Consider the following 14823-nt stretch of genomic DNA (forward strand, 5'->3'; position numbering starts at 1 on the left):
AGGTTGACGCATGACAATCGTCAACCATGGGTTGACGGCGAATATCCCTCAGTTCCGCCCGCCGGGACGGCGCAACCGCAACCGCGAATCGCCGCGCAGTGCCGGCCGCCGGATATCGGGACGGCGCAGCACCGGCCGCCGGATCTCCGGGCGGCGCAGGACGGTCAACCGGCGGTCCGCCCGGCGCTGCGCGCGGCGTTCGGCCGGTTTGTACTGCCAGGTCTCGGGCCGGGCCGCCACCCAGCGCCGCGAGTACCAGGCAAACGGGATATGACCGAGGTACAGCACGATCAGGACCAGCAACAGCACGATGGGATAGGTGATCAGCGCCGCACCGGCCAGCGCGACGAGCACCAGTAGACCGGCGGCGGCCTGCGGGGCGACCGATACCGATTTGAGGGCCAGCGTGGGGATGGTGCTCACGCATAGCGCCGCGGTGAAGACCGTCCAGGCCGCGACCAACGGGAAACTCGTCCACCAGCCGTCACCGAACTGCACGTACACCGCGATCGGAGCCATCGCGATGAGCGCACCGGCCGGAGCCGGGACCCCGACGAAGTACTCCCGCGCCCAATCGGGCCGGGTGTCGTCGTCGAGCAGGGTGTTGAACCGGGCCAGCCGCAGCACGATACTCACCGCGAACAGCAGCGCGATGATCCAGCCCGAACCGCTGCTCGCACCGTCGAACAGCACCACATAGAGCACCAGCGCCGGCGCCACCCCGAAGGAGATGGCATCGGAGAGCGAGTCCAGTTCGGCGCCGATCTTGGTGGTCGCCGACAGCAACCGCGCCAGCCGGCCGTCGAGGGTGTCCAGGACCGCTGCCGCGCCGATCATGGCCAGCGCGATCTTCAGTTCCCCCTCCAGACCGAACCGCACCGCGGACAGTCCCGAGCACAGCGCCAGGATGGTGACGATACTGGGCAGCAGCCGGACCGATCGGCGCCGCCTGCCTTCGATGACCTGCTCCATCACGCGCCCGCCGACGGCAGGACCGCCAGCACCGTCTCCCCTCCGATCGTCCGCTGGCGGACGTTCACCAGCAGTTCCGTCCCGGCCGGGAAGTAGGTGTCCACGCGGGAACCGAACCGGATCAGGCCGTAGGTGTCGCCGATGGTGATCCGGTCACCGGCGGCGGCGTCGCAGACGATGCGCCGGGCCAGCAGCCCGGCGATCTGGACCACCACCACCTGCTGCCCGTCGGCGGTATCGATCAGCATGCTGCTGCGTTCATTGACCTCGCTGGCATCGGCGAGGTCGGCGGATTTGAACTGCCCGCGCCGGTAGCGCACATCGCGCACCACACCCGAGACCGGCGTGCGCTGGACGTGCACATCCAGGACCGACAGGAAGATACTCACCCGGGGCAGCGGCTGGTCGCCGAGACCCAGCTCGGGCGGCGGCGCGGCCATATCGACCAGGGCGACCTCACCGTCGGCGGGGGCGACCACCACTCCCGGCCGATTCGGCGGGACGCGGTGCGGATGCCGGAAGAAGGCGGCGCTCGCCGCGGCCGCCGCGAGCGCGGTCCGGCGGAGCCAGCGTCGCCTACGGCCCAGGACCGCGACCCCCAGCGGAACGGCCACGAAGGGCAATCCGGCCGGATGCATCGGCGGGATCGCACTGCGCACCAGATCGGCCAGATGGGCCGGACCGGTGGTTTCCGGGGTGCCGGGCGGCGTGGGACGGCGTGCCACTGATTCCTCTTTCATACTCGGTTCGATCGGCGCGGACTCTCAGGTGGCGACCGGTCACCGCGCACGGGCCGGCCGACCCTGTCGGCGCAAGCGTTCACACCTTACGCCGAACAGGCCGGTGGCACCGGGTGTCGAACCGAGGTCTACCTCCGTACGACCAACTTCACCAGGAACAAGAGAATGACGGCGCCGGCCAGGCAGGTGAAGAAACTGAACCACCAGCCGCCACTGTTCACATCGACACCGAATGCCGCGAGCAGGAAGCCACCGATCAGGCCGCCCACGACACCCACCACGATATTGAGAAGAATGCCCTGCTGGGCGTCGGTTTTCATGATCTTACTGGCGATCCAGCCAGCGATACCGCCGATGATGATCCAGCCGATGATGCCGAGTCCGAGCATGAGTTGTTCCTCGCTTGTTCTCCGGGTACACGGCCGCGGCCGCGGGCGTGTACCGCCGCAATACCCGGAGTCGATCTCGCTAACCCCGGCGAATATCGAATTAGCGATGCCATCACCCGAACTTGGAGATAATATGAGGGTGCCTCATGTCTCCGGATTGCCCGGTGACCGCGACCACGCGGCCGGCGGGTGAGGAATCCACATCGAAATCGGGTCCACCCTCGCGGCGACCCAGCCGCAGGTACATAGGAGAAGCACCATGGCTACTCAGATCGCCCAGACGACCGGGGCCCAGCACACCGCGATCCTGGGGCTGGGCGTGTACCGCCCGGCGCGAGTCGTGACCAACGACGAGGTAGCCGGACCGATCGATTCCAGCGACGAGTGGATCCGGACCCGTTCGGGAATCCGCACCCGCCGCTTCGCCGACGACACCGAGACAATTCACTCGATGAGCGTGGCCGCCTGTCGCGGCGCCCTGGACTCGGCCGGTATCGCCGGCGACCAGGTCGACTGCGTTATCGTCGCCACCTCGACCCATCTGCTGCTGACGCCCGCCGCCGCGCCCCGGATCGCCACCGAACTCGGCACCGGCGGCGCCGCCGCCTTCGATATCTCGGCCGGCTGCGCCGGGTTCTGCCACGGCCTGGCCATGGCCTCGGATCTGGTCCGCGCGGGTACCGCCTCGCACGTACTCGTCATCGGGGTGGAGAAGCTCAGCGACACCGTCAACCCGGCCGACCGCGGTACCGCGTTCCTGTTCGCCGACGGCGCGGGCGCGGTGGTGGTGGGCCCGGCCGAGGAACAGGGCATCGGGCCGACCGTCTGGGGTTCCGACGGCACCCAGCACCGGGTCATCCGCCAGGACAAGGACTGGGTCGAGTTCTTCGCCGAGATCGAGGAGAAGGGCACCGACGCCGTCCGTCCCTACCTGGCCATGGAGGGCACCGCGGTGTTCCGGTGGGCGGCGCACTCCCTGGAAAAGGTCTGCCGCGACGCCATCGACCGCGCCGGCCTGTCCACCGACGACCTGGACGCCATGATCCCGCACCAGGCCAACGGCCGGATCATCGAGATCATGGCGCGGGTGCTGAAACTTCCGGAGGACTGCGCGCTGGCCAACGATATCGAGGAGACCGGCAACACTTCGGCAGCCTCGATTCCGCTGGCGATGGAGACCCTGCTGCGCACCGGGCAGTCCCGGCCCGGCGATACCGCGCTGCTCATCGCCTTCGGCGCCGGACTCTCCTACGCGGCCCAGGTCGTGAACCTGCCGAAGTTCAGTTCGCCTCGACCGCTGACCTGATCTTCGCCAGCGATTCGTTCATCCCGGCCACCAGGCTCTCCTCGAACGCCGCCTCTCCACCGAGCACCGCGTCGATCAGGGTCCGCGATACCCAGGTGGTGCCGTTGGGGACGTCCCGGCGTTCGACGAGGCGGGTGCCGTCCTCGGTGGGCTCGAGCGTGTAGGTCCACACGGTCCGGTTCTGGCTCACCCGAAAGGCCAGTGCGCTGTTCTTTTCGTAGCGCAGGATGCGCGAGGTGGTCGGCCAGAACTTCCAACCGTCCCGGTTGAGATTGATCGTCAGCGTGCCGGCCCTCGGCTTGCCGATCGGGACCATCCGGACACATTGGGGGCTGAATTCCGGCATCCGGCTCGGGTCGGCGAGCACCGCCCAGACCCGCTCCGGTGGTGCGGCGATATCGATGCTGGCTTCCAGGTTTTTCGGCAACATTGCCTCCGGGTAGATGAAACTCCAAGTATCAGAAAGGGTAGCGATCGGCGACGGCTCGGTCACGTTTTCCGCTGCCGAGTATCGATATCGCCGATCCGGAAGCAGAATCGATTGCGGGACTCCATGCCATAGCGCCACCGCCAGCAAGCACGTCAGCAAACACACAGCTACCGTGAGGTGATGGGCCGTGAACCTTCGCTCGCTACTGCGCCGCCAGACCACCGAGGGACTGCCGCAACTCCCGGCACCAGATCCCGATGACCCCTCCGGAAACGCCAGGATCGACGAACGGCTGGAACGCCTGCTCACCCCCACCGAACTGGATATGGTCCGGCACCACCGGGTCTGAACCCCGGCAGCCGGGGCCCCGGCTGCGGCCGGGGCCACCGCACAACCACCCGGTACGCTGCTGGTCGCGCCGGAGGCTCCGGCGTGGCCGACCACCGGGGAATGCGTTATGAAGCGAATCTCAACTGTTGTGCTCGCCGCGGCCGCCGCCGCGGCGCTGGCGCTTTCGGGTTGCTCCTCCGAAGAAGAGCCGGCCGAAGCATCGGGCCTGCGTAAGAACACCGCGACCACGCAGACGGCACCACAGCCGGAAGCCGGCGACGGCACCACCGCCGGAACCACCACCCCCGACGCGGAACCGATCCCCGCCGAGCCGCCGGAAGCCACCGCGACCGAGGACGATCCCGCCGGGGACGCCCCGGCCTCGGTGCGTCCCTCCGATACCACCTGCGGCCGGTTCGCCGAGCTCGACGAACCGGAGCAGCAGCAACTCATCGGCCAGATCCTCGCCGAGAACCCCGACAGCGCGTTCGTGGGCAACCCCAATGCCGCGCTCGGTACCGCCAAACTGGTCTGCAACTCCCAGAAACTGGCCGATCAGAAGGTCGCCGTGGTCGCGGGGATCGTCGCCAACGGGTGACAGCGGGTGCGGCCGGCGACGGGCCGCACACTTTCAGCTACCCGTCACCGGGAACTCGGCGCTGCCGTGGGCGAGAGCCGTATCTCCGCCGGTAACGATCGTGATGTCTCCCGGGATGTCGGCGGAACCGAGGTCGACGGCGGCGACCTCGCGTCGACGCAGATAAACGATCGGGAAGACCGAACCGCCGGGCCGGTGCGGGCGCCCGGATCCCGCAGGCGGCAGGCGACTTCGGCACGCACACCGCGCCCTACCCGACACCGGCCACCATGCCCGCGTCACCTGATCCGCCGAAGCAGCGCAGAATGGCACGGTGGCTGAGTTGGCGTTGACCGTCCGTCTGAATCCCTCCGCTGCCGACGCCCGCCGCGGGGTGGTCCGGCTGCATCCCGAGGCACTCACCGCCCTCGGGTTACGCGAATGGGACGGTGTCTCGCTCATCGGCGCACGCCGTACCGCGGCCGTGGTGGGCCGGGCGCCCGCGGGGACTCCGGCCGGTACCGCGCTCCTCGACGATGTGACCCTGTCCAATGCCGGCCTGCGGGAGAACTCGGGCGTGGTGGTGTCGCCGGTCGTGGTGTACGGCGCCCGCCGCATCACGGTGAGCGGGTCGCGGCAGGCCACACAGTCGATTCCGGCGGCCACACTGCGCCAGGCGCTGCTCGGCAAGGTGGTGACCGTGGGCGATACGGTGTCCCTGCTGCCCAGGGAGCTGGGACCCGATATTCCGTCGTCGGTGGCGAGTCAGGCGTTGTCGCGGGCGTTCGGAATCGCCTGGACCTCCGAATTGCTCACCGTGGTCACCACCGATCCACCTGGTGCGCCGGTGAGCGTGCAACCGAATACCGCGGTCGAGTGGACGGCGGGAGTAGCCATCGGTGACGAGCCGGCACCCCTGCGGGTGAACGAGCATCCCGGTCCGTACCAGCCGCTGGCGCCGAGTCACCTCGATACGGTGACAGGCCGCGAACTGCCCGGATCCGTTCCGGTCGCGACAGCGCCGCCTCCCGAACTGCAGGTGGAGGATCTGGCCGGGGTGCAACCGCAGGCGGCGAAGCTGACGGAATGGCTGAGCCTGGCCCTGGACGAACCCGCATTGCTGAAGGCGCTGGGCGCGACCCCGCGGTTGGGGGTGCTCGTCACCGGCCCGGCCGGGGTGGGTAAGACCACACTGGCCAGAGCAGTCGTCGCGCCACGCCGGATCGTGGAACTGGACGGGCCGACGGTGGGCGCGGCGGAGAGCGGGGCCCGGTTGCGCGCGGTCGCCGCCGCCGCCGCGGCGGTGGGTTCGGGCCGGGGCGGCATTCTGCTGATCACCGATATCGACGCGCTGCTACCGGAACCACCCGAACCGGTCGCGACGCTGATCCTGGATCAATTACGGGCGGCGCTGGCCGAACCGTCCGTGGCGCTCCTGGCCACCACCGCGCATCCGGCGGCGATCGACCGGCGGTTACGGGCGCCCGATCTGTGCGACCGGGAACTCGCGCTGACGCTGCCCACTGCCGGGATGCGCCGGGCGCTGCTGGAACAGTTGCTGCGCAAGGTGCCCACCGGTGAGCTGCGACTGGACGAGATCGCCTCGTCGGCGCCCGGGTTCGTGGTCGCCGATCTCGCCGCGCTGTGCCGGGAGGCGGCTCTGCGGGCGGCCGCACGGTCGAGCCGGGACGGCACCGAGCCACTGCTCCGGCAGGAGGACCTCAGCGGGGCCCTGGAGGTCATCCGGCCACTGTCGCTGTCGGGTACCGAGGAATTGGCGATCGGCAGTCTCGGTCTGGACGATGTGGGCGATATGGCCGAGACCAAACAGGCGTTGACCGAGTCGGTCCTCTGGCCGCTGCGGCATCCCGATTCGTTCGCGCGGCTCGGTATCGAGCCGCCCCGCGGGGTACTGCTGTACGGCCCGCCGGGATGCGGGAAGACCTTTCTGGTGCGGGCATTGGCGGGTAGCGGCCAGCTGAGCGTCCACGCCGTCAAGGGCGCGGAGCTGATGGACAAATGGGTGGGCTCCTCCGAACGCGCGGTACGCGAGCTGTTCCAGCGGGCTCGGGACTCGGCGCCCTCGCTGATCTTTCTCGACGAGGTGGACGCGCTGGCGCCCCGCCGCGGCCAGAGCTCCGATTCCGGAGTCGCCGACCGGGTGGTGGCGGCGCTGCTCACCGAGTTGGACGGTGTGGAACCGCTGCGCGATGTCGTGGTTCTGGGCGCCACCAACCGGCCGGAACTGATAGATCCGGCCCTGCTGCGTCCCGGCCGGCTCGAACGGCTGGTGTTCGTGCCGCCACCGGACGCCGAGGCCCGAGCCGCCATTCTGCGGACGACCGGCCGCGCGGTGCCACTGGCGGCGTCGGTGGACCTGGACCGGCTCGCGGCCGAGTTGGACGGTTTCTCCGCCGCGGACTGCGCGGCACTGCTGCGCGAGGCGGCATTGGCGGCCATGCGCCGCGATGTGGACACCGCGGATGTGACCGCCGCGGATATCGATGCCGCCCGCCGGGCGGTGCGGCCCTCACTGAACGCCGATCAGGTGGAGTCGCTGCGCCGGTACGCGGAATCGCGCCGCTGACCCGTTCCCGTTCTGTCCGGTATGCCTGACCTGGCGAAACCGTTGCCCGAGGGTAGCCGGATGCAGGTGCGCATCTCTTAATCTGTACGATTGTCCCAGTTCGTGCTCGCATATGATGAGCGCGCAATACCCCGCCGCCCCTATCTCGACGGAGGTAACGCTTGCTCGCCATTCTGCTCGCACACACCTTGGCCGCGCTGATCGCGCCCTCCGCCGTGCGAGTACTGGGCCGCAACGCGTTCTATCCGCTGGCACTGGTACCGCTCGGTTGCCTCGGCTGGGTGATCGCCCACTGGAACGACGAGATCGAAGTCCGGATGCAGTGGGCTCCGACCGTCGATCTAAGCCTGGACCTGCGCTTCGACTCCCTGGCCACCGTGATGAGCGCGCTCGTCCTGGGGATCGGCGCCCTGGTCCTGGCCTACTGCGCCCGCTACTTCACCGACGACGAACCGAAGCTCGGCTCCTTCGCCGCCTGGCTGGTCGCCTTCTCCGGCGCCATGTTCGGCCTGGTCACCAGCGACAACATGCTGTTGCTGTTCACCTTCTGGGAGATCACCACCGTCCTGTCGTTCCTGCTGGTCGGCCACAACTCCGACAGCGTGCCGGGCCGGCGCGCCGCCCTGCAGGCCCTGCTGGTCACCGGTGCGGGCGGCCTGGCAATGCTCGCCGGCATCATCATCCTCGGTGAGGCATACGGCAGCTACCTGCTGTCGGATCTACTCGCCGCTACCGACCGTCCCGGCGGGGTAGCCGTACAGATCGCGGTGGTGCTCGTCCTGGTGGGCGCACTGAGCAAATCCGCCATCGTACCGCTGCACTTCTGGTTGCCCGGCGCCATGGCCGCACCCACCCCGGTCAGCGCCTACCTGCACGCCGCCGCCATGGTGAAAGCCGGTGTCTACCTGATCGCGCGTCTGGCACCCGCGTTCGCCGACGCCCCGGTCTGGCGCCCGCTCGTCCTCACCCTCGGCCTGGCATCCATGCTGCTGGCCGGCCTACGCGCCATGCAGGTCACCGACCTGAAACTGGTGTTGGCCTTCGGGACGGTGAGTCAGCTGGGCTTCCTGGTGACGATGGTGGGTCTGGGCACGCCGGATGCGGCGCTCGCCGGGATCGGCCTGGTGGTGGCGCACGCGCTGTTCAAGGCCGCGCTCTTCCTGGTAGTCGGCATCATCGACCACGGGACAGGCACCCGTGACCTGCGCGAACTCTCCGGGTTGGGCCGGCGCTCACCGGTACTCTTCGGCGCCGCGTCGCTGGCCGCGCTGAGTATGGCGGGTATCCCGCCGCTCTGGGGATTCGTGGCGAAGGAATCGGCGCTGGCCGCCGCACTCGACGCCGCGCCGCTCTCGGACAACGTGCGACTGCTGCTGGCCGCCGGCTTGGTGCTGGGGTCCATGCTCACCGTCGCCTACAGCGCGCGCTTCATCTGGGGCGCCTTCGCCGACAAACCCGGGGTGCCGGTCCCCCGGTGGCACGCGCCGGGCATCGCGCTGAGCGCGGCGCCGGTGCTGCTCGCGGTGGGCTCGCTGGGCGCCGGACTCGCCGCCCCCTGGATGGACGGTCTGCTGGCGCCCTACGCCGAAACCCTGCCGGGCACGCTGACCGGTCATCTCCAGCTCTGGCACGGCCTCACCCTGCCGTTGCTGCTCACCGTCGTGATCATCGCCGGGGGCTTCGCGCTGTTCGCGGCGCGGGACCGGTTCGGTGAGTCGGCGACGCTGCTGGGTAACGCCGACCGCGGCTACGATGCCGCGCTGCGGGCGGCCGACCGGCTCTCACTGCGCATGACCGGTGCCGTCCAGCGCGGTTCGCTGCCGCTCACCCAGGCGGTCATCCTCGGCACCCTGGTGATCGTGCCCTCGGTGGTATTGGCGGTCGGCACCCGGGCCGGGGTCGAACTGCGTCTGTGGGACTCCCCGCTGCAAATGGTGATCGGCGCCATCATGATCGCCATGGCGCTGAGTGCGACCGTGCTACGCAACCGGCTGGCCAGCGTGCTGGTGGTCGGGCTCACCGGCTACGGCTGCGGTGTCGTCTTCGCCCTGCACGGCGCGCCCGACCTGGCATTGACACAGTTCCTGGTGGAAACGCTGACGCTGGTGGTATTCGTCCTGGTCCTGCGGGCCTTCCCGGCCGAGATCGGACCGGAACAGCAGGCCGGTTTCCAGGTCGGCCGGGCGGCGATCGCCATCGCGGCCGGTATCGCGGTGCCCGTGCTGGCGGCGTTCGCCGCGACCGCACGCAATGCCCGGCCCATCTGGGAGCGCATCCCGGACGCGGCCTACGAATTCGGCGGCGGCAAGAACGCGGTCAATGTGCTACTGGTCGATATCCGTGCCTGGGATACCCTCGGCGAGATATCGGTGCTGGTGGTGGCCGCCACGGGCGTAGCCTCGCTGGTGTTCCGCAGTCGGCGGTTCGGTCTGCCGCCCCGTGCCGCCGACGCACCCAACTACCGGCCCGGCGGCAAGGTGGGCTGGCTACCCGCGGGCAGGCTGGTCGACCGCCGTAACCGCTCGATGGTTCTGCAGATCACGACCCGCCTGGTGTTCCCCACCATCATGGTGCTGTCGGTCTACTTCTTCTTCTCCGGCCACAATGCGCCCGGTGGCGGATTCGCCGGTGGTCTCATCGCGGGGCTGGCACTGGTACTGCGCTATCTCGCGGGCGGCCAGTACGAACTGGGTGAGGCACTACCGGTGGAGGCCGGCCATCTACTCGGCGCCGGACTGATCCTCGCTGCCGGTACCGCCAGCGCCTCGCTGCTGCTGGGAGCGCCGCCACTGAGTTCGGCCATCCTGGAGATGACGGTTCCACTGCTCGGCCATGTCAAACTGGTGACCTCGCTGTTCTTCGACCTCGGTGTCTACCTGATCGTGGTGGGTCTCGTACTGGACGTATTGCGCAGCCTCGGCGCGCGCCTCGACGACGAGTTGGTGCAGTCATGAGCGCGAATCTGACCCTGCTGATCGTGGTCGGTGTCCTGGTGGCCTGCGGGGTGTACCTGCTGCTCGAACGCACCGTGACGAAGATGCTGCTCGGCATCCTGCTGTTCAGCAATGCGGTCAACCTGCTCATTCTCACCATGGGCGGACCCGACGGGGCAGCGCCGATCCGGGGCACGGACGATATCGAACACAGCATCATGGCCGATCCGCTGGCCCAGGCGCTGGTGCTGACCGCCATTGTCATCACCATGGGTGTTTCGGCGTTCGTGCTGGCGCTGGCCTATCGCTCCTACATCCTGACCACGAGCGAAAAAGTCGAGAACGATCCGGAGGATGTCGGGATCGCCGCGCGCCAGCCGGAGGAACCCGAAGAATGAGCTTATCGCCCGATCTGGTCCCCGCCTTCGCTCCGCTGCCGGTGCTCATCCCGCTGCTGGCCGCCGCCGCGACACTGGTGGCCGGGCGTCGCGCCCGGGTCCAGCGAGTCCTGGCCACGGTCGCGCTGAGCGCCGCGGTCGCCGTCTGCGCGGTGCTGCTGTATCTCGCCGACCGCGACGGGACGGTGGCCGTGCAGGTCGGCGGCTGGGAGACCCCGATAGGTATCACCATCGTCGTGGACCGGCTCTCCGCGTCCATGCTGCTGGTCTCGGCGATCGTGCTGCTCGCGGTCGCCCTGTACGGCGCCGGCCAGAACATCAACGACGCCCAGGTCCGTCAGCCGACCTCCATCTTCTGGCCCACCTACCTGGTGCTCAGCGCCGGTGTGGCGATGGCGTTCCTGGCCGGCGACCTGTTCAACCTGTTCGTCGGCTTCGAGATCCTGCTGGTCGCCTCGTTCGTCCTGCTCACCCTGGGCGCGACGGCGGAACGTATCCGCGCCGGGGTGTCGTATGTGATGGTCTCCATGGTGTCGTCGCTGATCTTCTTGATCGGCACCGCCGTCACCTACGGCGCCACCGGGACCCTCAACTTCGCGCACCTGGCCCAGCGGATGGACGCCATCCCGGACGGTATCCGGCAGGCGGTGTACGCCGTACTGCTGGTCGCCTTCGGCATCAAAGCCGCGGTGTTCCCCCTGTCGAACTGGCTGCCCGACTCCTACCCCACCGCGCCGGCGCCGGTCACCGCGGTGTTCGCCGGTCTGCTCACCAAAGTCGGTGTGTACGCGATCGTGCGCACCCAGACCCTGCTGTTCCCGGACGGCGGCTTCGACAACCTGCTGATGATCAGCGGCCTGCTCACCATGCTGATCGGCATATTCGGTGCCATCGCGCAGAGCGATATCCGGCGACTGCTCTCGTTCACGCTGGTCAGCCATATCGGCTACATGATGTTCGGGGTGGGTATCGCCAGCTCCATCGGGCTGGCGGGCACGGTGTACTACATCGCGCACCACATTCTGGTGCAGACGGCGCTGTTCCTGGTGGCCGGACTGATCGAACGCCAGGCGGGCTCGACCTCGCTGCGGCGGGTGGGTGGGCTGGCCGCGGCCAGCCCACTGCTCGCGGGACTGTTCCTGATACCGGCGCTGAACCTCGGCGGGATACCGCCCTTCTCCGGTTTCATCGGCAAAGTGGCGCTGCTCCAGGCCGGCGCGCAGGACGGCAGCGTGCTCGCCTGGGTGCTGGTCGCCGGATCGATCGTGACCAGCCTGCTGACCCTGTACGTCATGGCTCGGACCTGGAGCAAGGCGTTCTGGCGGCCTCGCGAACAGGCCCCCGAGGGCCATCTGGTGGCCGCCACCCTGCCGTCGCTGGTGGAGGACAACACCGACATGCTCTACGACGAACGCACCGACCCGGGCCGGCTGCCGGCAATGATGGTGCTGCCGACCGCGGCGCTGGTCGCGGTCGGATTGGCGCTGACGGTGTGGGCGGGCCCGGTCCTGGGCATCGCCGACCGGGCCGCGACCGAACTGCAGGACCGCGGCGTCTATATCGGCGCGGTCCTGGGCGGGGGGCCGCGATGAGCAGACTGCTGAACCGCGACAATGTGCTCCGCATCGGTGTTCTGCTCTGGCTGACCGCGGTATGGGTGGCACTCTGGGGCCAGGTCAGCGTCGCCAATGTGCTGGCGGGACTCGCGGTCGGCGTGGTGATCATGGTGGCCCTCCCGCTGCCCCGGATTCCGCTGCGCGGGCAGTTGCGACTGCTACCGCTGATGAAATTGGCCGCGGTCAGCGTGTACTACGGGCTGGAGTCCAGTTTCCAGCTGGCCTGGTTCGCCGTGCGGCCCGGGCCGCCGCCGCCCTCCGGTGTGCTCGAGGTGCAATTCGCGTTCCGCTCGGATCTGGTCATGGTGCTGTGCGTCAACCTGATCAATCTGATCCCGGGCACCATGGTGCTGGAGATCGACCGCGAACAATGTAAGGCCTATGTACATGTCATCGATGTGAGCAGTGCGGAGGCGGTGGATAAGTTCTATCGCACCATCCGGGTGCTGGAACGGTTGCTGATCGATGGGCTGGAACGTCGCGCCACCCCGCTCCCGCCACCGACCGGTCAGGAGGTGACCAAGTGATCGTCGTGGCCGTGGTGGCCGCGGTCCTGCTCAGTGCGGCCGCGTTGATCACCGCATACCGCATACTCGCGGGCCCGGATACCCTCGACCGGGTGATCGGGATCGACTCGATCATCGCGATGGCGATCTGCGGCCTCGCGGTGTGGGCGGCCTACAGCCGCGACACCAGCGTGGTGCCCGCCATCGTCGCGCTGTCGTTGGTGGGTTTCCTCGGTTCGGCCGCCGTCACCCGCTTCCGGGTCCGGGACGACCGATGAACACCGTATTCGACTGGATCTCCGGCATCCTGATCATTTTCGGCGCGGTACTGGCGCTGACCGCCGCCATCGGTATCGTCCGGTTCCCGGACACCCTGCTGCGTATGCACGCGGCGACGAAACCTCAGGTGATCGGTCTTATCTCGGTCCTGGCGGGCACCTGCATCCGGGTGTACGACGACCCCAATGTCTGGATGCTGGTGCTGGTCGGGTTGTTCACATTGCTCACCGCACCGGTGATCGCCCACCTGATCGGCCGCACCGCCTACCGGGAGCAACTGCACCGCAAGGATCTGCTGGTGGTCAACGAACTCGAGGACAAACTGGATCGGCCGCAGCCGTGATCCCGGCGGCCTCGTCGGCCACGGCCGCTGCCGTTTCGAGTGGATCGGCCGTGGCGACGACCGCTTCCGCGGCGCGGTCCGGCAGTGTCGCGACCTCGGCCGTCACCGGCCGCTCGCGGCGGCGCCGGGCGAACCAGGTGGCGTGGAAGCCCGCCGCCATCGCCGCGAGCAGTGCCGAGACGATCGAACCAGCGACCACCGGGTAGTCGGCCATCTGCACCGCCAGATACCGGTAGCCGACGAGCAGCGTCACCAGTATCACCGCACCACCGGCGACCAGCCGGATCCGGAACCAGCCCCAGCCGCGTTCGGGTTCCCGCAGCGCCGATTCCACGGTGAGGCACAGCACCGCCCCGGCGACCAGGTCCACGCCGTAGTGGTAGCCGAACCCGAGTGTCGCGGCCAGCGTGCACAGCAGCCAGAACATACCGCCCCAGCGCAGCCAGGTCGGCGCGAGTGACCCGTCGGGGTTGCGCCGGGTGTGCAGGAAGAGCGCCAGCGCCCACGCGGTGTGCATCGAGGGCATGCAGTTGCGCGGGGAGAACGAGTCGAAGGCCATCGCATCCGGCGCGCGATCGAGCGGCGGCAGCACATCGGGCCAGAAATTGCCGAGCTGGAAGCCGTTCCCGTCGACCCCGTAGGCGAACATCGGCCCGACCACCGGGAACAGTATGTACACGAGGGGCCCCACCAGGCCCAGCACCAGGAATGTGCGTACCAGATAGTGATTCGGCCACTGGCCGCCCGCCGCCACCGCCCGCAACTGCCATACCGCCACCACGATGGCCGCCGCCGGCAGTTCGATGTACACCCAGTGCAGGACCGCGTCGGGTACCGGTCCCAGAGTTTCCAGTACCCGGCCCACCACCCAGGCCGGGTCTCCGAGCGCGTGATCGGCCAGCATCACGTACTGGTCCAGCACTCGCGGCCGCAGTTCCACGGTGATGTGCAGCCAGACGTCACCGACCTTGGTCGCCAGGATCAGCAGCGCACCCAGCGCGGCGGCGTGCAACGCGTTGCGTCGTTCGACGCCCGTCCAGTGCAACCAGGCCACCAGCGCCACCGCGGTGAGCACGAGGACAGGACCGTTGCCGACGGTGAACGGCCCCCCCAGCAGCAGCCGCACCCCCGCGTATCCCAGATCGATCAGCACCGCCGCCCCCGCGGCGATCCACCGGCGCCGGCCCGGGATACCGACCAGTGCGAGAACCAGACCCGCCCAGGGCACCGTCATGGATTTGGGCGTACCGATGTAGTCCCGGGCCAGGCTCGTCAGCGGGCCCTCGAAATCCCGCCACAACGCCACGCCCTGCAGCACCAGCAGCAGTACCGGAACGGCGGCGACGGCGGCGACCCGAACCTCCCGGCGCGGCACGGTACTGCGCGCCGCTGCTCCAGTTCCCATATTCGGGTTTTC

15 protein-coding genes are annotated in these 14823 nt (G+C 68.8%); 10 read left to right on the forward strand and 5 right to left on the reverse strand.

What is annotated here, in order from left to right:
- Positions 1–48 precede the first annotated feature (48 nt).
- The 3 genes from NGR01S_RS18140 to NGR01S_RS18150 form a co-directional block, all read right to left on the reverse strand.
- Entirely contained in the window at positions 49–972 is a 924-nt protein-coding gene (locus NGR01S_RS18140) for a CDP-alcohol phosphatidyltransferase family protein (RefSeq protein ID WP_063038315.1), read from the reverse strand.
- Positions 972–1697, reverse strand: coding sequence for a phosphatidylserine decarboxylase (locus tag NGR01S_RS18145; protein WP_063038559.1), 726 nt, complete (start codon positions 1695–1697; stop codon positions 972–974). The genes NGR01S_RS18140 and NGR01S_RS18145 overlap by 1 nt, the downstream gene beginning before the upstream one ends.
- 143 nt (positions 1698–1840) lie before the next feature.
- Positions 1841–2101: a GlsB/YeaQ/YmgE family stress response membrane protein gene (locus tag NGR01S_RS18150; RefSeq protein WP_063038317.1), complete on the reverse strand. Its 261-nt coding sequence runs from the start codon at positions 2099–2101 to the stop codon at positions 1841–1843.
- A 259-nt stretch (positions 2102–2360) separates the two neighbouring features.
- Between NGR01S_RS18150 and NGR01S_RS18155 the strand changes: the two genes are divergently transcribed.
- Positions 2361–3407, forward strand: coding sequence for a beta-ketoacyl-ACP synthase III (locus tag NGR01S_RS18155; protein ID WP_063038319.1), 1047 nt, complete (start codon positions 2361–2363; stop codon positions 3405–3407).
- Here NGR01S_RS18155 and NGR01S_RS18160 read toward each other — a convergent pair.
- Complete coding sequence (locus NGR01S_RS18160) at positions 3382–3834, reverse strand: SRPBCC family protein (RefSeq protein WP_157107328.1); 453 nt, start codon at positions 3832–3834, stop codon at positions 3382–3384. The two genes, NGR01S_RS18155 and NGR01S_RS18160, sit on opposite strands and share 26 nt — an antisense overlap.
- A 190-nt stretch (positions 3835–4024) precedes the next feature.
- On the opposite strand from NGR01S_RS18160, the gene NGR01S_RS31015 reads away from it, so the two are divergent.
- The 9 genes from NGR01S_RS31015 (at position 4025) to mnhG (ending at position 13406) form a co-directional block, all read left to right on the forward strand.
- Positions 4025–4186, forward strand: a complete 162-nt coding sequence (locus tag NGR01S_RS31015) for a hypothetical protein (protein WP_157107309.1) — start codon at positions 4025–4027, stop codon at positions 4184–4186.
- A 108-nt stretch (positions 4187–4294) separates the two neighbouring features.
- Complete coding sequence (locus tag NGR01S_RS18165; RefSeq protein ID WP_084481311.1) at positions 4295–4765, forward strand: hypothetical protein; 471 nt, start codon at positions 4295–4297, stop codon at positions 4763–4765.
- A gap of 313 nt (positions 4766–5078) precedes the next feature.
- Positions 5079–7331 carry an AAA family ATPase gene (locus NGR01S_RS18170; RefSeq protein ID WP_063038325.1) on the forward strand — a complete coding sequence of 751 codons (2253 nt, stop codon included), beginning with the start codon at positions 5079–5081 and terminating at the stop codon, positions 7329–7331.
- A 161-nt stretch (positions 7332–7492) separates the two neighbouring features.
- Complete coding sequence (locus NGR01S_RS18175; RefSeq protein WP_063038327.1) at positions 7493–10285, forward strand: Na+/H+ antiporter subunit A; 2793 nt, start codon at positions 7493–7495, stop codon at positions 10283–10285.
- Entirely contained in the window at positions 10282–10662 is a 381-nt protein-coding gene (locus NGR01S_RS18180) for a Na(+)/H(+) antiporter subunit C (RefSeq protein ID WP_063038329.1), read from the forward strand. Before NGR01S_RS18175 ends, NGR01S_RS18180 begins: the two co-directional genes overlap by 4 nt.
- Complete coding sequence (locus NGR01S_RS18185) at positions 10659–12254, forward strand: Na+/H+ antiporter subunit D (protein WP_063038331.1); 1596 nt, start codon at positions 10659–10661, stop codon at positions 12252–12254. Before NGR01S_RS18180 ends, NGR01S_RS18185 begins: the two co-directional genes overlap by 4 nt.
- Positions 12255–12262: 8 nt before the next feature.
- Positions 12263–12805, forward strand: coding sequence for a Na+/H+ antiporter subunit E (locus NGR01S_RS18190; RefSeq protein WP_063038561.1), 543 nt, complete (start codon positions 12263–12265; stop codon positions 12803–12805).
- Positions 12802–13062, forward strand: a complete 261-nt coding sequence (locus NGR01S_RS18195; protein ID WP_063038333.1) for a monovalent cation/H+ antiporter complex subunit F — start codon at positions 12802–12804, stop codon at positions 13060–13062. Before NGR01S_RS18190 ends, NGR01S_RS18195 begins: the two co-directional genes overlap by 4 nt.
- Positions 13059–13406, forward strand: coding sequence for a monovalent cation/H(+) antiporter subunit G (gene mnhG, locus NGR01S_RS18200; protein ID WP_063038335.1), 348 nt, complete (start codon positions 13059–13061; stop codon positions 13404–13406). Before NGR01S_RS18195 ends, mnhG begins: the two co-directional genes overlap by 4 nt.
- On the opposite strand, the gene NGR01S_RS18205 is transcribed toward mnhG, so the two are convergent.
- Complete coding sequence (locus tag NGR01S_RS18205; RefSeq protein ID WP_084481313.1) at positions 13366–14811, reverse strand: phosphatase PAP2 family protein; 1446 nt, start codon at positions 14809–14811, stop codon at positions 13366–13368. The two genes, mnhG and NGR01S_RS18205, sit on opposite strands and share 41 nt — an antisense overlap.
- Between the last annotated feature and the right edge of the window lie 12 nt (positions 14812–14823).

Source organism: Nocardia grenadensis NBRC 108939 (assembly GCF_001613445.1).
Taxonomy (GTDB): Bacteria; Actinomycetota; Actinomycetes; order Mycobacteriales; family Mycobacteriaceae; genus Nocardia; species Nocardia grenadensis.

Coding starts and splice junctions, on each gene's coding strand:
- NGR01S_RS18140 (WP_063038315.1), bottom strand. CDS start 972: ATGGAGCAGGTCATCGAAGGCAGGCGGCGCCGATCGGTCCGGCTGCTG.
- NGR01S_RS18150 (WP_063038317.1), bottom strand. CDS start 2,101: ATGCTCGGACTCGGCATCATCGGCTGGATCATCATCGGCGGTATCGCT.
- NGR01S_RS18155 (WP_063038319.1), top strand. CDS start 2,361: ATGGCTACTCAGATCGCCCAGACGACCGGGGCCCAGCACACCGCGATC.
- NGR01S_RS18165 (WP_084481311.1), top strand. CDS start 4,295: ATGAAGCGAATCTCAACTGTTGTGCTCGCCGCGGCCGCCGCCGCGGCG.
- NGR01S_RS18180 (WP_063038329.1), top strand. CDS start 10,282: ATGAGCGCGAATCTGACCCTGCTGATCGTGGTCGGTGTCCTGGTGGCC.
- NGR01S_RS18185 (WP_063038331.1), top strand. CDS start 10,659: ATGAGCTTATCGCCCGATCTGGTCCCCGCCTTCGCTCCGCTGCCGGTG.
- mnhG (WP_063038335.1), top strand. CDS start 13,059: ATGAACACCGTATTCGACTGGATCTCCGGCATCCTGATCATTTTCGGC.
- NGR01S_RS18205 (WP_084481313.1), bottom strand. CDS start 14,811: ATGGGAACTGGAGCAGCGGCGCGCAGTACCGTGCCGCGCCGGGAGGTT.